This is a genomic window from Pseudomonas sp. JZ114, from assembly GCF_051027705.1.
Taxonomy (GTDB): domain Bacteria; phylum Pseudomonadota; class Gammaproteobacteria; order Pseudomonadales; family Pseudomonadaceae; genus Chryseomonas; species Chryseomonas luteola.
On record NZ_CP069260.1, the window covers coordinates 109,533 to 132,423 of the forward strand.

Below are 22,891 nucleotides of genomic sequence, written 5' to 3' on the forward strand. Positions count from 1 at the left end.
GCCGAGAGACCTTCCCGCCAGCATAATCCCTGACCACCCTCTATAATGCCGGTCCGTCTCGTTTGCCCTGCATACTGTAATGAAAAAAGTCCTGCTCTCCCTTGCTTTGCTCTTACCCTTTGCCGTTCAGGCCGAACCACCCGCTACTTTTACCGAGGCTAAGGTTGTGGCCAAGCAAAAGGTCTATTTCGACCAGGGCAGCAGCGCTCAAGGTGAGTTGTATTGCGGCTGTCACTGGACCTGGACCGGCAAGTCGGGTGGACGCATTGACCTGGCGTCCTGTGGCTATCAGACGCGCTCGCAGCAGAACCGGGCCGAGCGCATCGAGTGGGAGCATATCGTCCCCGCCTGGATCTTTGGTCACCAGCGCCAGTGCTGGCAGAACGGCGGGCGCAAGAACTGTGTCTCGGACGATCCGATCTTTCGCGCCATGGAAGCGGATATCTTTAACCTCTACCCCTCGGTGGGCGAGGTCAATGGCGATCGAAGCAACTACCAGTACGGCATGGTGACTGGTGTGGCACCGCAGTATGGGCAGTGCAAGACGAAAGTTGACTTTGCCGGCCGCTCAGCCGAGCCCCGCGATGAGGTCAAGGGCCTGACGGCTCGGGTAACGTTCTACATGTACGATCGCTTTGACCTGTCCATGTCGCGCCAGCAACAGCAGCTCCTCATGGCCTGGGACAGGCAGCATCCTGTTACCGCCTGGGAAAAGGAACGGGACAACCGTATTGCCGCAGTGATGGGCCACCACAATCCGTTCGTAACCGGTGAGCGCCAGTGGACCCTGGGGTACAAGCCGGTAGGGGAGGGTATCGTCAGCCCGATTCCGGCACGAAATCAGAAAGCTGCCCAGCCGGCTAATACTAGCAACTCTATATCGCCTGAAACCATTATTGGTAACAAGAATAGCCACATCTATCACCTGCCTCAGGGATGCCCAAGCTATACCAAGGTCTCGGCCAAGAATCAGGTACCGTTCAGTTCCGAGGCTGAGGCGCAGGCGGCCGGGTATCGTAAGGCAGGTAACTGCAAGTGACAAAGCATCGATCCATACGGGTATAGCGGGCATCGTCTTTCAGGCTCAAGCGCAGGAGCGATGCAAGGAGCCCTGTGTTACGCCCGATCCCGAGGAGTCAGTTGACGCGAAGCTCAATAGAACCTATCGCGACATCGTGCACAAGATTGACTCGGGTGGCTTTGATGGCGGACTAGTACCTAAAGAAGAGCTAAGCCAAAGTTTGAGGCAAAGCCAACGAGCGTGGTTGAAGTTTAGAGACGACAACTGCGAGGCCTACTACACCTTGATGAGTGGAGGCCTGTCTCGTAACGAGGACCGGGAGGTATGTCTAGGGAAACTCCGGAAAAGTCCCGGCCGATCTGGTGAAATGCCACCTTTGCTAAACCCGAGCGCCGCCGTATGACCCAGATGAGCTTTTGCGATGCCGAGTACGCCGGCAAACGCAAACAGACCCGGCGCGAACGCTTTCTGGTAGAAATGGAGCAGGTGGTGCCGTGGGCTGGTCTCCTGGCACTGATCGAGCCGTTCTACCCAAAGGCTGGAAATGGTCGTCCGCCGTATCCCCTGGAAACCATGCTGCGCATTCACCTGTTGCAGAACTGGTTCGCCCTGAGCGATCCGGCCATGGAGGAAGCGCTGTACGAGATCACCTCGCTGCGCCAGTTCGCAAAGCTGTCGCTGACCCAAGGCAGTATTCCAGAAGACACCACGATCATGAACTTCCGCCACCTGCTGGAGCAGCACGAACTGGCGACGGGCATCCTGGCTGTAATCAATGGCCACTTGAGCGAACGCGGGCTGTCGCTACGCCAGGGCACTATCGTTGATGCGACCATCATCCATGCGCCCAGCTCAACCAAGAACAAAGAAGGCAAACGCGATCCTGAGATGCACCAGACCAAGAAGGGCAATCAGTACTTCTTCGGCATGAAGGCGCATATCGGTGCCGATGCCGAGTCTGGCCTGGTGCACAGCGTCGTGGGGACTGCGCCAATGTGGCGGATGTCACCCAGGTCGACAAACTCCTGCACGGGGAGGAGAACGTGGTCTGTGCCGATGCGGGCTACACCGGCGTGGAGAGGCGTGCCGAGCATGAAGGTCGCCAGGTCATCTGGCAGATCGCTGCCCGGCGCAGCACTTACAAGCAGTTGAGCAAGCGCAGCGCCCTTTACAAGGCCAAGCGCAAGATCGAGAAGGCCAAGGCGCAGGTACGAGCCAAAGTCGAGCATCCTTTCCGGGTGGTCAAGCGGCAGTTCGGCTATATCAAGGTGCGCTTCCGGGGCCTGGCCAAGAACACCGCTCAGTTGGTCACGCTGTTCGCCCTGTCGAACCTGTGGATGGCCCGCCGACATTTGCTGACCGATGCAGGAGAGGTGCGTCTATAAAGCGCAGAAACCCGGCCAAAAGCCGGGTTTCTAGTTAAGCTTGTCGCCGAAGACCGGGTTAAAAAATCGATTCGGTCGCCAATCGGCTGTCACTTGCTGACTTAATCGGAGTTTCCTTAGTGTTTGGCAGATCAATTTTATTTATGTCAAATTCGATTTTCTTCACAAGGCCGCGGTTCTCCAATAGCTACTTTGGGTCGGTTTCTGCCGGTCACAACTGGCAGAGAGCGGCTAAAGCAGATGTTCAAAGGTAACCACGATAGTGGAGAGATTCATGCCTCATGTACCGAATCTAGCTTTGTAGCTAGAAGAAGGGCGCGCTTTGTCTTCTAATTTTCCATGATTTTGACTGTTTGCTCTAGGCTGTTCTCGACTTTGTACTGAATGTAATCGGAGGCCAGCTCAATCGCTTCATCAATGCCTGTCGAGCGAAACATGTCGACAACCATTCTAATTTCGTTGCTCTCGCAGGTGTTGCAGTCGCTCCATACCTCCTCAGCTTCCATGCAGCGATGAACAATGAGGTAGTAGCGTTGTGTCCAGAACTCCCGATAACCATAGGGGATCGAATCTATTGCATTGGTAACTCCGAGCCTCGGCAAGCTGTCCATTGCATTCTTTAAGTAGAGCCATGGCCGTCGACTTATTGAGGTGTAACCTTTCCACCAGATTGGATACTCTAGTTGCTGTATTGAAGATCCTACAAGGGTCACTAGAGCAGCGAACCGCTCGATTAATGTGGCGCTATTTCTGAACACAAACCTCATGGATAATATCAACGTCGAACAATTCCAGTAGGATTGCCAATCCTCCTGCTCGATCAAAACTCCTGTGATATCAGCGACCAATCCGAAAATGGTTTGGTCGTCAAACTCCCCTTCGTCGTAAAGCCACTCTCTGCATAACTCTAGTGATTTAAGTGCAGGGATACTGTCATCGGTTTTAAGGAATTCGACTAAAGCATCGGTCGCATATCGTTTGTGCTCGATCTCAAGCAGAGTCAAATGCACGAAGAGAACTCGGTCGAGTCTGCCGACCCTTGCGCCTGGGCCTTTCGGTAAGTATTGATGCACCCTCCGCATGGATTGCTCTTTCGCTACACGATATCCCTTCATCGTGCTGAGGACATCGGGAAAGGTACGACTCTCAAACTGGCTTTGAAGGAGCAGCATGAGCCGTCTTAAGTCATCATCCTCACGACTCATCTGAAAAGTCATCATGGCTTTGAGGTCTGAGATAGTCGAAACGATGCTTCTCGCTTTGTCAGCTGATGTCCCATCAATTTCAACTGGCCACGCACTTCTGAATTCAGAGGAGTACTTGTCTTCCGAGGTTGGATTTTCCAACAGGCTCGTGAGTCTTGGATAAATTAGTACACGAAATTCGTAGATCGCGCAGAGCACCTTGGTGGCGATGCTATTGTCGACCTCGCAATAGTCTTTAAAGTCGTACCCCGTCCACGCCTTGATATCTTCTTTTACTGATTTCAATAAAGGCTTTGGGTCTCGCTCATAGGCAGCTTTGAGGTATTCGGATACGCGTGCTGTTCGGGTACTAGCCGTATTGAGTTTTTGAAGACTCCCCAAGTCATAATTTGAAGGGAAAACCTCGTTGCGTTCGTCCTTGGTTAGCAAATAATTACAGATGAGTTCGACCAGTGAATGCGTTTCGTGAATCCATTTGTAGCACACCGTATCAAGGGTGCGGGTGTTGATCCATGCACGCCCCCTCAGGAATGCACGACTGAACGGCCCCTCTGAGCATTTCTGAATTTCCGGGTGAGCCTGAATTTTGCGTCTGAGTTCGTCGTTTTCCACTTGGTGCCCTTCTGTTTGAATTTGCCGCCCCGACCACTCCTGGGGCGGCAGTTGACGGGGTTAGGCCAGCAGTCCTTGGGATGGGAACACTAACGCATCCGGCGCCTGGTCGGCAGATGCAGACCCAGATGCTGTTGCCTGTTCACGGATTGACTTGAAACGCTCTTCGCCAGACTCAAGCCGCTTCATCATCTTGAACTCCGCAGCGGCAGCTACGGCTGCGTCTTCAAAGGGAAGCTTCTTGCTCTCCATGATTTCTGCCTGCATTGCCGCGAGCATGCGTGCTTCCCCTGCCACTAGGCACCCCATGTTGAAGTGATAGTGCTCACCTCCAGCGTTGTATACGGACTTCGATGCGCGTGCGGCGCGACTCAGCTTTTCTTTCATAAATCACCTCTGGTTTCTTTGCGACATTCGCGAGGTAGAAAGTACTGGGTCAGGCCATATCGAAACTAGGGTAACTTTTTTCAATGGCCGAAAACCCCAACCCTAGCAGTGAGCTTTAGGCAGGTAATCCTAGTTGTTCAGGGCCAATGAGCGTTCTCACAGGTCAGTGTTGAAATGGTTGCTCCAAAAATGACAGCGACGGCCTCAGGGGCCGCCTCAACTATGTTTCATCACCGGTACCAAGTCCCCGAGCGAGGGAGCTCATGCCCGTACAGGCAAGAGAAGAGCTGCGATGGAATTGCCTCACTGCCAATGCCCGCTTCTGGCCGATTCTGTTGAAAAGTAGGTTCAGCGGCAGCCTGCCGGTCAGGTGTTCCTGCTGTCGAAGTGCCTAGCAAGCCACTTCAAGTTGCCTTTCGGCGTTTCACTGAGCTTCCTTGCTCAGGTTTGAGGGTTAATTGGAGGGTTTCTGCTTGCAGCAGGCGTAGCTATCCCGTGATCGATGGCCCTTGAGGCGAAAGCTTGGCCATGCGTCGCAGGTTCTGCACAGTCGCAGCCAAGGTGAACTCGTCAGTCGCTCCCGTCAGACCACGCAGTCGCAAACGGTCGAGCCTCATGATCCGTTTGAGGTGGGCGAAAAGCATCTCCACTTTCTTTCGTTCGAAGCGTGAGACGAGGTACTCCGGTATCTTGGCGATGCGTCGGGCCATGTCGCGGGCAGCCTCATGGATGCTGCGGACGATTTTCCGGTTCGGTGTGTTAGGGCAGCACTTCGCTTTCAGCGGACATGTGGCGCAGTCGGTTTGGCTAGAGCGGTAGATGATGGTGTTAGCCTTGGTCACCCGCGATCTTTTCTCAGTGAAGGCGCGCCATTCACTGCGTAGCGGTTTGCCGGTTGGGCAGCGGTATTCGTTGGCCTCCTGACTCCAATGAAAGTCGTTGCTAGAGAAGCTGTCGTTCTTGCGCTCCGTTTTGTCCCATACCGGCACATGCGGCTCGATGTCCTTTTCTTCAACCATCCAAGCCAGCATCGGGGCAGTGCTATAGGCGGTATCGCCGATAAGACGTTCCGGCGTGAGGTCGAACTGCGCCTCGACACGCTCGACCACTGTTTTAGTTGAATTAACTTCGGCGGTACGGTGTGCCGGGCTCGCTTCCACATCAATGATCACGCCGTACTCAGTATCGATCAGGTAATTCGTGGAGTAGGCAAAGTAGGCTGGGCCGCCTGGAGCAGCAGTCCAACGAGACTGAAGATCAGTGAGCGAGACTTTCTAGGGAGGACCTTCACGTCATCAACGGCTTCGAGATACTCGCGCACGGCTGCTGAGTTTTGTTGCTCCATGCCGGCCACCCACGTTATCGGCTGGCGTCCATCTTGATGATGCCGCCGTTGACGGCGAAACCTGCTCTCTTGACCAGACCGGCCGCCATGCAGCGTCGCAGCACTTCATTGAATAACCAGCGAAACAGATCGCTGTCTTGGAAACGGCCATGACGATTCTTCGAGAAGGTCGAATGATTGGGTAATTCGTCTTCCAAATCGAGCCGACAGAACTAGCGATAGGCCAAGTTCAGATGCACCTCTTCGCACAATCGCCGCTCGGAACGGATGCCATAGCAGTAACCGACGACCAGCATGCGCACAATTAATGACGGATCAATCAAATGACGTCCGATGGGGCTATAGAAATCCGCCAAGTAGGCGCGCGGGTCACTGAGATCTAGGCACTGGTCTATGCTGCGTAGGAGGTGCTGGGCCGAAGTGTGATCTTTCAGATTGAATGAGTAGAACAGGCGCTGCTGTCCTCCCGTTAACTGTCCCATGATACTGCGTGCTTCCCGCTAGCCAATGCAGAAATTTTGCCGCCGGCCAGACAAGGGGGCTACTTTTTCAAAAGGATCGGCCAAAAGCGGTCTCTCACTAGGAGCTGTTTGAAAAAGATTTTCTGAAGCAGATCCGTAAGCGAGCTAGAGAAATCATAGCTTCAAAGCTGCTGGTGAGCTTCTCGAAACGGGGGCCCCATCCGTCGATGCTCTTCAAAACGACTAAAGAGCCGCTCGATAACATTGCGCTTACGATAGGCAGGCCGGTCAGATAGTCTGGGCAGGCCATGCCTATCCTCGGGCGGCGATGTATCTAACGTAGCGGAATGATGGGCTCTATCCTAAAGCGATCATCTTTACGGCGCCGTGCCCGCTGCTGCTTGTGAGAAAGCAGATCGCAAATCAATGTCCATGATCGATCATCCAACTCATAACGGCCCGTCATCTCAGGTCTCCACACGAAAAAGAAAGGACAGCTAGCAGATCGATATTTCAGACAGAACGTAGTAAAATAGTAAGATCAGATTCCTTTGATATTAAGTCCAAGCCACTCACAGCTCTACTGTATACATCCAGAGTCGCTTAAGACCACGAGTAGTCTCTCTGGAATACGTTCTGCACTCAGGCAGCAGCATGGTTACCGCTCCTCGGAGCCGCCCTTCTAATTGCCAGTACAAGGCGAAACCTAGAGCTTGCACTTTCGTAGAAAGGGGTGAAATATAAATGTTAGCGTTTGAGCCTTGGCGGTCTATATCATAGACTAACTCGCTAATTATCCCAGCTGTGGAAAAAGGATCATTAGCAGGTGCGAATCGCCTGTTAGATATCCAAGTGTTTCCGAGCGCTGCTGCTCCCCCTTCGGATGATCTGACAGCACTTTGCTGATACATGTCTGGGCTTAAGGATGGAAATGAGAAAACAGGAAATACAATTGAGTTTTCTTTATGGTCAACAACTTCGCTGATTAATTTATGATCATAGCCAACGCCAAGAATTAAACAATCCTGGGACTGCGAGTTAGTACTGCCAGCCATGCCACGCACAGGCCTCGGGAAACCCGAGGTGGAAGTGCTAAATGTAGTATCTTCCTGCTTGAGATAAGAAACGGGTTCTGAATATAAGGTGATAAAATTGCGCACACCTATGTGTGCAAATTTTGCGATTAAAAAAACTAATACATGTCGCATAAAGCCGGTAATGTCTATACCTACTGTTTTGCCTTGTAGATTCCCAAGATCTGCAAGCAAACAGTTGACCTGGCTGATCTCATCTGTCTGGTTAGGGCAGACCTTGAGGTCACCTTCGGGCTGCTCAATAGGCGTGTATCCATATTCAGGATGGATCAACCAAATCTTTTTAACTGCACGTATTTCTCGAAATACTTCATTAACGCGATCGCTGTTATTGTAAGCCGAGATAAATATGTCAAACTCTGGGACTTCGTACGAGATTCTGTCAGTCCGAATAGGGCGTCGATAAAATAATGAATAGTCAGTCATCAAAAAAGCTCGCCTTGTTGCTGGTCGTTAACGCGTGGTTTGATAAAAGAGTTCCACTTGGTATTTAAACTCCGCAGAAGTAAGTCGAAATCACTTTTATGATCAGTATCTAGAATACAGCTTAGTAGCTCTCGGTTCAGACTCAGGTCGCCACGTCTGCCTAACGGCAGTCCCCACTTTGGGGACAGCAAGGGGTTAAGCTGGATCTTCCGATTTACTTTCTGGCTATTTCGGTCAGGGCGTCCGTCAGATATTTCAAAGACAAAAGAATAGTTTAAGGCGCTCTGTAAAACTTTTTTTGCCTGAGCTGTTAAGTCTGCATCTGAAAAGCTAACAGCAAGCGGCGATACCTCAGGAATATTTAAAGCGTAACGCGCCGTCCGCAATACAGTTGCAAGTCTTGTTGTGGCTGTGCGAGCCAAATCAGACTCGCTTCCGAAGTTCGTATCAGATTCGTACATGAACCTTGCCGCTTCGTGAGCTGCCTCCGTCTGCATTGAAACAGGAAGTGGCGCGCCGTTGATAAAGTCCAAGCCTTTGAATGCCGCAATCTCATAAGCTTTACCCAATACTGTCAATAAACTTCTTGGATTGCCTGAGGCCATTTTGACGAAGTTATCAAAGCCTGAATATGGAACTTCGCCTGGAGTCTCTGATTCACGACATAATTGAGCGAAGAGGTCATTCGCATAGTGGCCATAAGCTGTAGCGTAATACTCTTTGGCAGCTTCGCGGTTTTGGATAAAAGTTACGGCGTCTTCGCGGATACTCTTAGCAAACTCTAATGAGTTATAGGTTTTCTTCATCTTTTTGAGAAAGAGAAGTATGTTGAGCTTCTTTATTATTAGCGGTAAGTCATCGGTTAGAATCCGCCAGAGCTCGCTGGCAGCGATCAAGTCATCTTCGCTTGAGGTCGAAGGAGTTGCGGCATCAATAAAGTTTTTTTTGAAATTTTGCTCTGCAGATGCTAGGTTCAAAGTTTCTATGGCTGAATTGTAAAGCTCGCCGGTCGATATATCTTCAAAACAAAATTTCGGATTAAATACTTCGCGCTTAGCATCGTTTGGCTCTAATTTAAAACCAGCGGACTGTAATCGTTTGATCACAAAGTTGTGAGCAAACTCGGAGAATTTAGAGTGTTCCTTAAGTAATATATCGTCAAGAAATGTAGTTCTGAATTCAGAGTTTTCCCTGTTTTCTTCGCCATTTGCGAGTGTCGTATGTGTTTTAACTGCGTATCGGCGGCCGGTAACTCGAAAGGTAGCTAATCCCTCACCATATCGAATTAGTGTATTAATCACTTGTTGTTGACTGAATGAAAAATTTTCTACCTCATCGATTAGATATATGAGTGGTATTTTATTAAGGGAGTCGTGCCATTTTCGGGCCGCCCGCCCAAGGGGAAGCGATAGCGAGCCTATAGAGAAAGGTGCCTTTACATCCAGTTTTCCAGTAAACGCAGCATTGTTAACGGCGTCATCAATAGCTCGTCTTTGCGAAATTACCCAACTGCGAAGGTCCTCAACAGAAAGACAACTATTGATTGATTCATCAGTAATTGATCGTTTGAGCTCAGTTATGAAATCGTTATCTAAAAAAGTCTCTCTGGGAGAAGTTTCTCTTATATCACACAGCGCATCTAGCACGCTCTCCGCTAGGCGTAGCTCAAAATATATTCCGAATAATTGTTGCCACATTGGGATTGTTTCAGCTGTAGCCTCAAAGCGAGCAGCATCGAAGGCAGTTGCCCGAAGAAACACCGCTAGAAAGTTATGCTTTCGAATAATATCAATACCGCTTTCGTTTGGTGTTCTTAGACGCACAACGGGATATGAATAATATCTAAGAAGATGGGTTTTACCTGTTCCTTTTCCACCCAAAATGAATTTTGAGCTTCCGGATTTAGGCTCGATAATTTGACTTATTATTTGTGAAGAGCCTAACTCAACCCATAGAGAGTTAATCTGCTCATCTGTATAGTCAGATGCTTTAAATAAGGCGAAGGGATTCTCTGGTATCATTCCAAAATCATCCAGTCAATATTTCTTGTGATAGCGAATGAAGGCCGGCGACCATTGAATGTCTTTCCCCTCAGCCCAGAAAATTGGTGGTACATTATCGGGCGTGTTATGAGAGAATCCAATTAGAAGCTGTCCGTCTTTATAACCAAAAGGATGTCTTGGCCAAAGCTTTGAACCATACCAAGCAGTGATGTCTCGCATTCGGTCTTTATCAAACCAGTCCGGGGGGTTTGAGAAATATCGGGAGGAATCGTGAAATGCTTTATATGTCTCATCAAGCTCAAAAAGGCTCATTGCATGTCCATCGAACAATCTCGCATCATTTAGTTTTTCTAGGCCATGGTCGGTGGCGAATAAAGACATAAATCTAACTTCAATGCCTGGGTTGGATTCTCGGATGCTTTGCAAATATCCGCCTAGATACTGGCTTATCTGGGTTCCTGAGCCAACAATGTCGTCAAAGAAAACTATTCGCGAAACTTTCATATCTCTAGCGCGCATTACTAGGCGGCCCGAATCTCTATCCGTCAATGGAGTGAAGGCACCAGCTAAGTCAATAAATAAATCTTTGGAAAGGTAGTTGACTTGTCGGAAGTAGTAGAGAAGATGTGCTCCACTCTCAGACGGGTTTCCCACCCCAATGAAGCGAGTTGCATTAAGCTCCTGCTCATACGACTTATCTATCAAAGATACATCAAGGGTGCCGCCAAAATTTCTACGTATCCGTTGCCGTAAGGGAGATTCAAAGTGGTCCCTATAGAGGGACTTTAACATCTCTCGCATTAGCCGTTTACCGAAGTACATAAATCGTGAGAGCGCAAATAGCCCGTAGAGCTGCTCTTCATCAGCCTCAAGTAAGGAGCCGTTCAAGTTAGCTAGCCAACCCTCGATTTCCTCCCAAGAGACCTCCTTGTCCCAAGCGTGATTGACCAGAGTTCTTAACTTTGCCTCACAGGCTGCTCGATGCATATGAATACTCTACCTTGAAAAGACTAATACGCTTTCGCGTGAAATGACTGAGGCGGTCCTGTTTCGCTTAGTCATAAGTCCCCGAGATTTGATGTGATCAATAAGGCTCAGCTCAAGCTTCATTCCGGCGTCTCTCATTACATCTATAGCAAATTGGTCGTTTCTTAAAACTTGATTGCAGACTTGATTATTCCCAAGAACTAATACTACGTGGCCGCCCTGGCAAGTAACTTTTGCCATTTCTCGAAGCGAGTGCTTCAGCTCTAGTAGGTATTGCTTAGTGATTATGTAACGCGTTTCATTAACTTTTCTGATCGCTAACAATACGTCGTCATAATCTTTAGGGAGCGCGCTTTCCTCTAGATTTATTCGCCTATGCTGCGGGGCGTGTTCCCTACCTATTGACTTATCCTCTAGAGTAGTAAGTTGAGTAGGGCTTACAAAGCCTAGCCAGTTTAGGGATAGACTACTAGCTCTTATGTATTTCTGCGCGCTGCCATAGGGAGGCGACGTGATGATTAATGGCACGCCTTTGGAGCCAGTAGATTCTGTACTTGCTAAGCATGAGTTAGTGAGGTTTCGTGCATCATCACTTACAACGATCGCGCTTTGTCGTTTCGGATTTGTTTGATTTGCTAGTGCCGTTCTCTCAATGTTTGTAACGCAGACTCGCCTATATTCTTCTAAAGCTGATGTGGTTTCAACCCAGCTTATACGATCTTGAATTCGTTGATTTACTAGTACGCTAAATCTATCTTTAGTTTTAAGTTTAACGGGCACAGATATCGCTTGGTCAGCATAGCTCAGTCTTCTGGCTACGACAGAGAAACACACTCTAAAAAAGTCCCTTAGGCTTTCGTCTTCCACTTCCATAACTGAGCGAAGTAAGATATCTAACTTCTTCTTTTGACTTTCGGAATACCAGTGACGCGCATTAACAATGGCAATATCTGGGGCTTTTCTATACCTTTTTGCCCTTGAGATGATTCGATTAAGCTCATCCACAAGTTCGAGCGGGTCGTAGGAGGTGGTTTTGACTTTGGTGATTAATAGCGCTAGCGGATTTGCGTCTGCTACATAGGATGTTGCACCAGCCAAAGAGGACTCTAGAGCAACTGTTCCGGACCCGCAAAACGGATCCAGTACCTTTTTCTCATGCGGCATCAATGACGTTGCTCGAACGAAAAAGTTGGCAATGTTTGGAAGAAGCTTAGCGGGATATGGATGAATTTGATGCGTCTGTTGATCTCCAAGCTTTACCCAGTCCACCAGTTGCCTGAAATCAACCTCCACGGGTAGCTCTTTGGCTTGGAATTCGTCTTTAAGATGCTTATATATTAATGAAGTATCAACTTCAGCCATTTCAGATTTTTCTGACGCAGCAGATACATCATTCAATGACCTAATAGTCGTTTCAAACGTACCCACACGTCGTGCCCCCGCAAATTTTGTTCACTAGCATTAGGTATCAGATCCGATACCCATCGGCTTCTAAGAAGGGTACGATGTGCCGCCACACCTCCATAGCTCGAGAAGCCGTAGCTCTCAATGCTGCTAAGTCTACCTGATCTGACGCCTCCGGCGGGGTTCTGCCTATACATGTACCAAAAGAGATCTTCATCGGGCAGTGGGCAGGGCATCAGACCCTCAACTTGGGCATGAAAACAGGAGTTCCAGCCTAGAAGACGCAGCAGATTCAGCGCTTACTGACATTCATGTAAATGGAAAAAAGCAGCTCGGCCGCACCCTTACGCACGTGAGGCGATGGGGCAATCTTGTTTGAGTCCAAATGCCTAGCCAAAGAAAAAGTACTGAATCTAGGGATAGCTGTCAGCCTTTGATCAGCAACGAGATAAAAATGGTCTATGACATCGAATTCTAATGATCTGCGCTTTTGTATCGGTAGCGATTATCCAGATCATCTTCTGCGTTTCTTTTGTGCGGATGTTGGTATGCAGCCGCCGGGCGAGGGCCCTAGCTCACTATCTGAGATAGAGCCCTTGGCTGCCTGCCGTCTAGTGCAACATGTGGCGGCTGTCGGGTCTGCTCGGTGGTGAGGTGATTAGCCAACCCATGTGGTTTATCTAATTCTTGCTCCCAACATAAATGCACTCAGCTACGGCTACTAGAGAGACTTCGTCATGACGAATTTTTTGCTGAGTGTCAAATGCTCTAAGAGATGTTGGTCTAAGTCCCATGGGGTAATGTTCCAACGCTCCTAGCTCGCTCGAATCACATTACTCACCATTTCCGTACGCCTTTCTATTAGATGTCTCAGCGCTTTGATCCGTTCGACAGTGATAGATTTGGCCCTCTACGGTCTGGCGTGTTCTATCTCTGCTACGCGTAGAAAATTGAGATCATTCGCTGTGGTTGATACCTGCGCGGGTATCAACCACAAGGTTTGCCTACAAAAAGTTGGTTAAGCTGGCAGTGAACTCAACAGCAGGGTGCTACAACCATGAACTACCAATCCCTTCCTCCTCTTCCTTCGGGAATCCGCTCCAGTTGTGAGGTGCTGAGTTTTGAGGGTGTGTCTGGAAACAAGAAATGGATATTGCTCGATCTGGATTCGCGGAAGGAGTACCGACTTGATCATTCCATGCTTGCAGACAGGGAGATCAAGGAAGGGGATATCCCTGAATCCGGACCACGCATTATCGTGAGCTTGGAGCCTCGACTGGTCGCCATGCACTTAAAGACAGGTATCTTCTACAGCGATGCGCCGCCTCCCTCTCGTTTTAGTCTGCCTCGCAAGAAAAACTCCTGATACTGGCCATTGTTTGAGGCTTCTGACTTGCATCCCGGAAGACCTGTGAGACGCTGGTAGCACTTGGCATCACTATTCAAGGACTCCTCATGGCCTTCACGCCCACTCACGAGCAGGAACCCATCATTGCCTCCAAGGCCAAAAAATTGGTGGTCCGAGCCTATGCTGGTACTGGCAAGACGTCGACACTGGTAGCCTTTGCCAGGGCCAATCCCAGTGAGCAGATGCTTTATCTGGCCTATAACAGGGCCATTCGTGATGAAGCTACCAAGAAGTTTCCCCGTAACGTCACATGCAAGACCACGCACCAGATGGCCTTTACCGGCTACGGGAAAACACTCCAGCACAAGCTCAAGGGGAATCTGCGCCCCGTCGAGGTGGCCCGAGACTTTGAGTGTAACTATCAAGTCGCTGCCGCCGCCATTGCTACCGTTTCCTGTTTCATGAACAGCGCTGATCAATTCATTACGCAGGCGCACTACCGGCGTGCACAAGAGATGAAGTCGAAAAAGTCAAAAAAGAAGGACGATCCGCGGCTGGCCAGCGCTGCAATCAAGGTGGCCGAAGCGCTGTGGGATGCGATGCAGGACCCGTACAGCAAGCAGATTGCGGTGCACGATGTGTATCTGAAGCAGTACCAGCTCTCCCGTCCTGACCTTTCCGCCCAGTACAGCGTGATCCTGTTTGATGAAGGCCAGGACAGCAACGAGCTGACCACCGATATTGTGTTCAGCCAGACCAAGGCGCGTGTCATTACCGTAGGCGATGAGCATCAGCAGATCTATCAGTTCCGGGGCGCTATTGATGCCCTGAGCCATCCCCAGCTGCACGCCGCCGAGCAGCTGCGGCTAACCAACAGCTTTCGCTTTGGTCCCAATGTCGCGGCCATGGCCAATGTGCTCCTGCGCTACAAGGGGGAGGATGTTCCACTGGTAGGTCTGGGAGGAGAGGACCGCATTGTGGTCTCGTCCGAGTTCAAGCTAAGCGATTCCAAGCCGCCCTTTGCCTTTATTGCGCGTACGGTAATGGGCGTAATTGAAGCTGCACTGTTCTTCTCTTCTCGTGGCATGAGCATTGAGTTAGTCGGCGGGTACGATGCCTACGATTTCAAGGGCATCCTGGATGTGTACTGGCTTTCAAAGGACGAGCCGCAAAACATCCAGAACAAGCGCCTGCTTGAAGACTATCCGGATTACACCGCTTACCAGATAGTGGCGCAGGAAGCCCGTGACGTTGAGATGCTGCGAGCGGTGAAGGTCGTGGACAGTTACGCCAATCTTCCTGACAACCTTGCCATTCTCAAAAGCCAGCTCGTGAAGGGTGGACAGCAGGCGCAAATGGTCATAACCACGGCTCACAAGAGCAAAGGCCTGGAGTGGGATCAGGTTTATCTGTGCGACGACTTTCCTGACCTCACAGATGATGAGATTCCCATGCAGGAGATGCTAGGGGAGGTGAACCTGCAATACGTGGCGCTGACGCGGGCCAAGAAGCTGCTGGTGATCACGCCTACACTTTTGAATCTGGTAAAACTGGTCAAGACCGGTTTTCGCCTGACAGACCTGTACCGTTCAAAATCACTGAGCGCTTGATGAGGTGGGTATGCCTGATATCACCGTTGCAGACTTGTACCTTGCTGCATTTTGCTTAAGCTTGATCACAGGTGCTGTGCTGATAGGCGTAGTGTTAGCGAAGCTGGCGGCTACCCAGACGGGACGCCGGGTAGCGGCGTTAGTGGCATCAGTGTTCTTTAGCTGTACGTTTTCTTATCTGATCTTTGGGCTGTATCTGGATAGTGAGACCTCAGGAAGCTGGATTGGCTACGCTATTGCTGGCGTGGCCATGTCAGGTGTGATGCTGCTGTCCCGCATGCTCAGTTTTGATCGCACCTGGCAGCAGGGAGGTAAGTCGTGCTGAAAGTAGGACACTATCTCAATGCCAAACCTTCTGACCTACCTTTGCAGGTTGGATAGAGGCTTACAGTTATGCGCGTGAACTGGCCCAGCGGTCAGACGTGATACCCATAGCCATATGGGGCAAGCACGACGAAGCCCTTTGCCTGTTTCTTAACGGCGAGAAGCTCAGGCGCATCTGAGCATTGGGATAATAGCGCACATCTCGAAACGTGCGTCTTGGGGCCGTCAACCCAATTATTTATACCCAATCTTGCTACTCCCTACCCGCGCGGGTAGGCAGTACGCCGATAGGGTAGTGCTCTTGCATCGTAGTATCGACATACCGCCACTACGATGCGCACGCCATGAAACGACACGCCTTTGTTCCTGTTCTTTTGCTGGCCAGTGTGGTTGCTTCCAACGCTCCGGCCGACACCACCGATCCTCATTCTTTTTGGTCACAAAAGCAGCGTGGCTGGTTCTTTTACGAAGACCCTCCTGAGCCACCAGAAGAAGCACCAGCGCCTCCGCCCCCTGAACCTCAATCTCAAACGGTACAGACCATAACCGAGGCGCCAGCACAGGCTACCCCGGCACCGCCACAAGCCTTTAGTGCTGAGTGGTTCAGAAAGAATCTGCCCAAGTACAAGGACGCCGCCTGGGATAACCCGACGGTTGAGAATGTACGAGCCTTCATGATGCTCCAGCGCTACGCCATGGACCGGAGTTCGCAGTTCGCGGACGTCACTCAGTTGGCGGTGCAAGGCGATCCCTTTCTGGATGAGACCGCTCGCAGGCCCAATGCGACCTACGCGGCTCAGGCACTGGACAAGCAGGCTGGAGAAGCCAAGGCGCAGGTCCTCGGCGAGCTGGCAAAAAGTGTGGGCGTCTTCTACTTCTATGCCTCTGACTGCGACCTGTGCCAGGCGCAGGTCCCTGTGGTGCGCATGCTGGAAAGCCGATTCACGGTTACGCCTATCTCTGTGGATGGCAAGGATCTGCCTGGCAGTCCCTTCCCAACCTTCAAGCCAGACAAGGGGCATGCCAAGTTGCTAGGGGTGCAGCGTCTGCCTGCCATCTATCTGGCCCACCCAAACGGCCAGTTTGCCCCCATTGCTCAAGGAGCGCTCGCACTTGGCGAGATCGAGCAACGTATCACGCTGGCAGCGGCGAGTAAGGGATGGATCGACCAGCGCGCTCTTAACCGCACTCGGCCCTTGCGCAACCTTGATGACAACCTCAGTGAGCTGCTTCCGGCGGGCCTCGTCGAGGGTGATGAGAACGGCTTTATCCCACCGGCTGAATTGCTTCAGCACATTGATCAATCCCTCGGTAGCGCCCATGCGGGCGAAGGAGAACTCCCATGAATAAATGGTTCTCACCAGCAGCGCTGGCCCTGTCGATCTCGCTTGCCTCTCTCCTGCCATGCGCAGCTCAAGCCGGCGGGCTGCAGGACCAGATGGACAATCTCTTCAATTCGATGAGCAATGCCACGGATCCTGGCGTGTTTGAAACGCAAAATCGGGGTGCGATTGCAGGAGGGCGGTTTATCTCCAAGAACCCCACGATGAACGTCAACTTTGCCAACCTTGAGATTCCGAGCTGGAAGGCAGGGTGTGGTGGGGTAGATCTCTTTGGTGGATCGTTCTCCTTTATCAATGCTGATCAGTTCGTGCAGCTCTTGCGCAGCGTTGCGGCCAATGCCACCGGCTACGCCTTCCAGCTTGCGCTCTCAAATGTGTTCCCTGACGGTGCAGAACTCCTGTCAGAGTTGCAGGCCCGCATACAAAGCCTGAACCAGATGATGGGCAACTCCTGCCAGCTGGCACAAGGCGTGGTCAACGACTCGGTTGGGGCCATGGGCTACAAGATGGATAACGATGTCCGTACCAGCGCCACCATTACCGGAACAATGACGGATTTCTTTGCTTCGCTTAGTGAATCTGATGGCACCAGTGCACGCGCCTCGCTCAAGCAAGCCAATCCGGACGAGTACCGTAAAAAGATGGGCAATATCGTCTGGAAGGAACTCAAGAACAATCGGGTCGACCTCTGGTTTTCCACGGCCTCAAGTGGCAGTGGCGGGAGTGGCGGATCGCTTGATCAGGCGCTGCTTGAAGCTTTCATGTCCATGACCGGCACAGTAATCGTAGGGGAGGGAAGCGATGACGACTCCAATATTGCCAAGACCCTGCCCGGTAATCTGGTCACCCTGCAAGACCTTATCGAAGGTGGGACCGTCAAGGTCTATGACTGCGGCTCGGACGTCGATAATTGCGCCATGGATGGTAACAGCCCTACCAAGACGGTAACGCTGACCGGACTAAGAACCAAGATCAATGAGGCTTTCCTGGGTAATGACTCAACCTCTATCGGCTTGATCCAGAAATATGGCCTGGGCGGTGAAGGGGTAACGGCTACGACGCAGGAGCAGGCAGTGTCGGCCAGCATTGGCATTACTGGCGGCCTGATCAACCGCATGGCGGTCAGCAGCCCTGAAGCTGCGCGTAGCTTTGTGAGTGATGTATCCGGGGCCATGGCACTTGGCATGCTGGAAAGAACGGCCCGGCAGATGATCACGGCCTCTCAGGCAGCCCTGGCGACGAGCCAGAATTCCTACGCCAACCTTGCGCACCAGCGGCTGAGCGAATCGCTCAGGACACTTGACTCAGAGGCACAGTCCCTCCGCGGCCAGTACGGCAACCTGAGCGACATAGTGGCCAAGGCAACAGCCAATCAGGAAGTCGTGGAAAAGAATCGCTACATGCTTGAAGCGCAGCTCACCAAGACTGGCGGGGGGATGAAGTAATGGAATTCGATATCTATTCGATTGGGGAAAGTGCCTTTCTGGAGCAGGTGCTTAATGCCGTTGCCATGATTACCGGTGAGGACAGCTTTCGGGATGCAGTAGCCATTGGCATGTTACTGGGCGTGTTACTGACGGCGTGGCAGCTCCTGACCGGAGGCGGCAAGGGGGGCGTCGATATCTCGCAGATTGTTGTGTGTCTCATCCTTTACATGTGCATGTTTGTACCCCGCGCGACCGTCGTTATTGAGGATGCCTATACCGGCGCCGTCAGGCCCGTGGATAACGTACCTGTTGGTGTTGCGGCGGTGGGGTCGATGCTATCGAGCGTAGGCTACGGGCTGACACGGCTGTTTGAGCAGGGCTATGCACCGGTGGTACCCGGCATCACTGAAACCCAGTTCGCCGATGCGCTGAAGATCCTCAATGATGTTCGCCGGCGCGCGGGCGAGCCCAAGGTGTTTCAGGCCATCAATGTGGCCCTGGGCGATGGATCGATGAGCAACCTGCAAAACGGTACAGCGGGGGGATCGATCGATTTCCGTCGCTCCTGGTACAACTACATAAAGGAATGCAGCCTCAAGAACATCGACCTGCATCGGGTATCACTCGATACGATGATGAATCACTCGATGATCGAAGCCCTGCAGTTTCGTTCATCCATTCACCGTACTCTGCTCTATATGGACACCAGCAATCCATATGGGACCAATATGACCTGTTCGGATGCCTATACGCTGCTGGTTGCACGTACCAGCGAGGCCTTTTCGACGCCTACTGTCAAGAATGCCATTGCGGAGTCCGCGGGCATAAAGCTCTTTGAAGATGATGATCTCTATACCCGTATTCAGACGGGCGTCAGTGCACTTTCTACGGCAGGTGCGGCGGCCGTAGAAGCCCAGAAGTATGTGATGGCCTCTGTGCTGGATACGGTGTATGCCGAAGCCGCGCAAGGTCGCTATACGGATATGCGAGACTTCTCCAGTGCGGCCATGGTCAGCCAGGCCATACAGCAGCGAAACACCCAGTGGGCCTCAGAGCAGACGATGTTCCTCAGTACAGTCAGACCCATGCTGGCGCTGATAGAAGGGTTTGTTTACGCCGTTACCCCATTGATGGGCTTTTTGATCGTCATGGGTGCGTTTGGCATCAAGCTGGTAGGCAAATATATTCAGATGCTGATCTGGATACAGCTGTGGATGCCGGTGCTGGCGATAATCAATCTGTATCTCTATATGGCAGCAAGTGCGGAGCTGGCCGCCGATGCAGGGGCTACAAGTGGTGTTGCAGTTGCCCTTGATTCCTTTTACGGGCTCTACCGGTCAGATGAGATCCTGGCCAACTGGCTGGCCACCGGAGGGATGCTGGCCGCAGCCACACCTGTGCTGACATTGATGCTGGTTACCGGGTCGACCTATGCCTGGGCATCACTGGCGCAGCGCATGAATGGTGCAGACCATATCAACGAGAAGATTACGACGCCGGATGCGGTCAGCAATGGCCCGGCCCTGAATAACCTGGCCATGAACAGCAACACGAACGTAGGTGGGACCGCAGGAACCGGCGCCGACAGCCTGCTTCCGAACTTCAGCTTCAACTCAATACTCGTAAGTGCCGCTTCATCGTCTGAACGCTTTGCAGAAGGCAAGCGCGAGCAGTTCTCTCGGACACTTTCAAACTCGCTAACGGACAACGTATCGCAACAGCAAACCTACGCGTTAGCCGAGCAGTTCGGGCGGCAAATCAGTACCCGCGAGGATCAGTCATCTCAGGCCATCATGAGTGCTGCCAATAGTTATATAAGGGACCACGGACTGGGATCAGAACATCTAAGTGCCGTTGCTGGCTCGATTACTATGACTCTTGGTGGGCAAGCTGGCATGAATGTGGCCTTTTCTAAAGGAGGGAGGCCTAATAAGCAAAGTAACGAGGATGAGCGTACAAAGTCAGAGGGAGGCAATGTTGGAGGCAATGTTGTAATAACAGGTCAGCAAATTGATACTGACTCCAACTCGGTTAAGTACAACGAAGCTGAAGGCATGAAGTACCTGCAAAATGCAGGTTTTTCGCAGACGCAAGGCGCAACACTAAGCGACTCCCTTGCTCATGATATCAGGAGCATGAACACCAAAACGCTTTCCAATATCCTGGGCGAGGAGCGAGCCAGCCAGTTACAGAGCTTAGCGTCGGAGTCAATAGATGCCAGTCGGGATTACGCTAGGACGTCCTCTCTTTCACAGAGCTTTGCCTCAACAACGGGCCTCACGCTTAACGATATTTCCAATACGGTTGCGAACAACAAGGATGCCTTCGGATCCCTGCATAGTTTTGTTCGTGACTACGCGGACAGGGACGTTAAGCGCCACATCAATGAGCTCAAGAACAGCTATACCGATATGGACAACCCGTATCGTATGGATGAGAAAAAGGCTTTCGTAGCCGCAGCCATTGCAGTAATGGGGGAGAGAAACAACTTCAAGGATGAAGGCAAGTACTACGACTCTGTTGGTGTAGTAGGAGACGTGATTGGTAAGGCGCTGGGAAGAAATATGCAGAGTTCTCCAGAAGCGTCATACAGCCGTAATTCCGATCTAGAAGACAAGTCTGCGAATATCGCTCAAGGCGTCAGGGACGAGGCGGAAAACATCCAAGCACCTCGTGCGGTAAACAGAGATGACGTTCAGCGTGGATCTTCGACATCCGCACATGTTCCCCCTGTTATGCAGAACATGTCGAGTAATGGCCCAGTAGGTGAAGCTTTTGAGCGCGCAAGTCAAAAAACAGAGGCGCAAGGTTCTGCCTGGGGCACGAAAGTCCAGACCGATCAGATCAATAGCGTCTTTGATTCCGTCATAAATGCACCCAAAGGATCTAATGCGTTCAGCAATGCTGGGCTGGGTCAGACCGCTGAAGGCGCGTTGCTTTCAACGAGTGTAGGCGCTTCGGTCGCTGGAGCCCAAAGCTGGGGATACGAGAAAGCAGCCGAGTTTACGAGGAAGATTTCTGGCTGGGATGACGAGAAACTGGCTGAATTCAAAGCGGCCAGCGAGCGAGGTGAGGATCTTTCAAGGTTCGAAGTAAGCGATGGACCTGTCTCTGGTGCGCTCAGATCTGTCATGGGAGCTGTAGTGGGAGGTTTCCTGGGCGATGAGGTGACTGAAAACATGACCAACGAGCAGGCATCGGCCGTCTATTTTGGACAAATGTCTGCTGCAATGCAGGGCAAGAGCGAAAGAGTCTCTCAAGAATCTCTTGCACGCTCAGGCGAGCAGATGGCTGAACGTAAGCGGGAAGAGGGTTTACGTCTCGGTCAAACCGAAGCGATGGCTAAGTTTTATGGATCGCAATTCACGTCAGATAACCAAGTTCGGACGGTAGCCAAGCAGGTTGCAGATATACCAGCAAATGGAATCTCGTTCTTTACTGGACTAGCCGTTGATGTAGCTGACGCCGTACATATCGATGACTCTCGGCAAGCGTTTATCAATGAGGACCTTGAGAAAACAGCTCAGCGACTAGGATACAAGAGCTTTGCCGACATGCCTGCAGAGGAACAACAGAGCAAGCGTATGGGGATGGAAAAAGCGTATGAGCATATTGAGTTCGCCGCTCGAAACCCTGAGCTCGAGCGCAGTGAGCTTCAATATGGAAGTCGTATAGCCGCTGTGATCGATGGCAAGGATATAGTTGATAAAGATTAATGGAAAATAAAAGCCCGCAATAGCGGGCTTTTTTCATGCATCAAAGAGTAGGCGGTGTATGTGAGTGACCTGCCTCATAAAGAACCCAGTCATGAGCAAATTTCACATGCTTGTCATAAACGTCGTCCAACTGCTTTTGTAAACATTCAGAGGCGTAACAAGCATGGCCACCTTGTTCAGTGGGTGTAGCTTTAAGAGCTATTGCGCTACTAGCTATGTGAGTGCTAGTAGAAAGTAAAGAGTTTCGGGCAGCCTTCCGCGCAGACATAACCCGCGCCATGAGGCCAAGCAGCATCACAGGCTGGCCAACCCCAATCCAGCACCACGCAATTAACCGGAGCGCTTCATCAGGAATCATGTCCTGTGCAAGGAGAACGCTCAACAGCACGGTAATGGTAAGAAAAAGGATCTTTCCCGACCTGGTCGCATAGGCAGCTCTAACGCCGGCTCCTATCATGATGCTTGCTGGCAAAAAAATCAGGAATACGGCGAGAAGCAGACCAGCAGCTATTACAGGTTTACCTACTGCGCTTTGTAGGGCGAGGGCTCCTGCGAGTATCAACAGATACACCAGGTTTGCATACAGGACGCCCCTAAACACTCGTGGCGTCTTTGGGGTAAGTGTAGCGCTAGGTGATGTGGCCATAGTGGGTACCTGTTAAGAACCGAAATCCAGTGGTTGAAAGATCCTGTGAAAAAAAATGCAAAGGCGGTTGCCCTTACCCCAAAACATAGACTACATTTCATTTCCGAGGTAGCTGGCCTCTTTAAAGAAGCAGCCCTTTAGAAACAC

Annotated in this window: 14 protein-coding genes and 2 pseudogenes; 9 read left to right on the top strand and 7 right to left on the bottom strand. The window is 51.3% G+C overall.

Annotation, left to right across the window (positions count from 1 at the left end; all coding sequences use genetic code 11):
- Positions 1–79 precede the first annotated feature (79 nt).
- The 3 genes and pseudogenes from JQR90_RS24515 to JQR90_RS24525 all read left to right on the top strand — a co-directional run bounded on the left by JQR90_RS24515 (position 80) and on the right by JQR90_RS24525 (position 2,406).
- The gene (locus JQR90_RS24515; protein ID WP_434141386.1) at positions 80–1,039 is read left to right on the top strand and encodes an endonuclease; all 960 of its coding nucleotides are present in this window, start codon (positions 80–82) and stop codon (positions 1,037–1,039) included.
- A gap of 136 nt (positions 1,040–1,175) precedes the next feature.
- The gene (locus JQR90_RS24520) at positions 1,176–1,424 is read left to right on the top strand and encodes a lysozyme inhibitor LprI family protein (protein ID WP_434141384.1); all 249 of its coding nucleotides are present in this window, start codon (positions 1,176–1,178) and stop codon (positions 1,422–1,424) included.
- A pseudogene (locus JQR90_RS24525) lies at positions 1,421–2,406 on the top strand (IS5 family transposase). The gene JQR90_RS24520 and the pseudogene JQR90_RS24525 overlap by 4 nt, the downstream one beginning before the upstream one ends.
- 329 nt (positions 2,407–2,735) lie before the next feature.
- Here JQR90_RS24525 and JQR90_RS24530 read toward each other — a convergent pair.
- The 7 genes and pseudogenes from JQR90_RS24530 to JQR90_RS24560 form a co-directional block, all read right to left on the bottom strand.
- Positions 2,736–4,223, bottom strand: a complete 1,488-nt coding sequence (locus JQR90_RS24530) for a hypothetical protein (protein ID WP_434141382.1) — start codon at positions 4,221–4,223, stop codon at positions 2,736–2,738.
- 60 nt (positions 4,224–4,283) lie between these two features.
- Entirely contained in the window at positions 4,284–4,610 is a 327-nt protein-coding gene (locus JQR90_RS24535; RefSeq protein WP_434141380.1) for a hypothetical protein, read from the bottom strand.
- A gap of 488 nt (positions 4,611–5,098) precedes the next feature.
- Positions 5,099–6,440: pseudogene (locus tag JQR90_RS24540) on the bottom strand (transposase).
- Between the two features lie 548 nt (positions 6,441–6,988).
- Complete coding sequence (locus tag JQR90_RS24545) at positions 6,989–7,936, bottom strand: hypothetical protein (RefSeq protein WP_434141378.1); 948 nt, start codon at positions 7,934–7,936, stop codon at positions 6,989–6,991.
- The gene (locus tag JQR90_RS24550; RefSeq protein WP_434141376.1) at positions 7,936–9,957 is read right to left on the bottom strand and encodes an ORC-CDC6 family AAA ATPase; all 2,022 of its coding nucleotides are present in this window, start codon (positions 9,955–9,957) and stop codon (positions 7,936–7,938) included. The genes JQR90_RS24545 and JQR90_RS24550 overlap by 1 nt, the downstream gene beginning before the upstream one ends.
- A 15-nt stretch (positions 9,958–9,972) precedes the next feature.
- The gene (locus tag JQR90_RS24555; protein ID WP_434141374.1) at positions 9,973–10,926 is read right to left on the bottom strand and encodes a phosphoribosyltransferase-like protein; all 954 of its coding nucleotides are present in this window, start codon (positions 10,924–10,926) and stop codon (positions 9,973–9,975) included.
- A 9-nt stretch (positions 10,927–10,935) separates the two neighbouring features.
- Positions 10,936–12,354 (bottom strand): hypothetical protein, encoded by a 1,419-nt coding sequence (locus JQR90_RS24560; protein ID WP_434141372.1) that lies wholly within the window; start codon positions 12,352–12,354, stop codon positions 10,936–10,938.
- A 1,033-nt stretch (positions 12,355–13,387) separates the two neighbouring features.
- Here JQR90_RS24560 and JQR90_RS24565 point away from each other — a divergent pair.
- The 6 genes from JQR90_RS24565 to JQR90_RS24590 all read left to right on the top strand — a co-directional run bounded on the left by JQR90_RS24565 (position 13,388) and on the right by JQR90_RS24590 (position 22,098).
- On the top strand, positions 13,388–13,696 hold the full coding sequence (locus tag JQR90_RS24565; protein WP_434141370.1) for a DUF5440 family protein: 309 nt from the start codon (positions 13,388–13,390) through the stop codon (positions 13,694–13,696).
- Between the two features lie 89 nt (positions 13,697–13,785).
- Positions 13,786–15,288, top strand: a complete 1,503-nt coding sequence (locus JQR90_RS24570) for a 3'-5' exonuclease (RefSeq protein WP_434141368.1) — start codon at positions 13,786–13,788, stop codon at positions 15,286–15,288.
- 10 nt (positions 15,289–15,298) lie between these two features.
- Positions 15,299–15,613 (top strand): hypothetical protein, encoded by a 315-nt coding sequence (locus JQR90_RS24575; protein ID WP_434141366.1) that lies wholly within the window; start codon positions 15,299–15,301, stop codon positions 15,611–15,613.
- Between the two features lie 343 nt (positions 15,614–15,956).
- Positions 15,957–16,958, top strand: a complete 1,002-nt coding sequence (gene traF / locus JQR90_RS24580; RefSeq protein ID WP_125890035.1) for a conjugal transfer protein TraF — start codon at positions 15,957–15,959, stop codon at positions 16,956–16,958.
- Positions 16,955–18,400, top strand: a complete 1,446-nt coding sequence (locus JQR90_RS24585) for a conjugal transfer protein TraH (protein WP_073450610.1) — start codon at positions 16,955–16,957, stop codon at positions 18,398–18,400. The genes traF and JQR90_RS24585 overlap by 4 nt, the downstream gene beginning before the upstream one ends.
- Positions 18,400–22,098 carry a conjugal transfer protein TraG N-terminal domain-containing protein gene (locus tag JQR90_RS24590; protein ID WP_434141363.1) on the top strand — a complete coding sequence of 1,233 codons (3,699 nt, stop codon included), beginning with the start codon at positions 18,400–18,402 and terminating at the stop codon, positions 22,096–22,098. Before JQR90_RS24585 ends, JQR90_RS24590 begins: the two co-directional genes overlap by 1 nt.
- Positions 22,099–22,891: the final 793 nt, after the last annotated feature.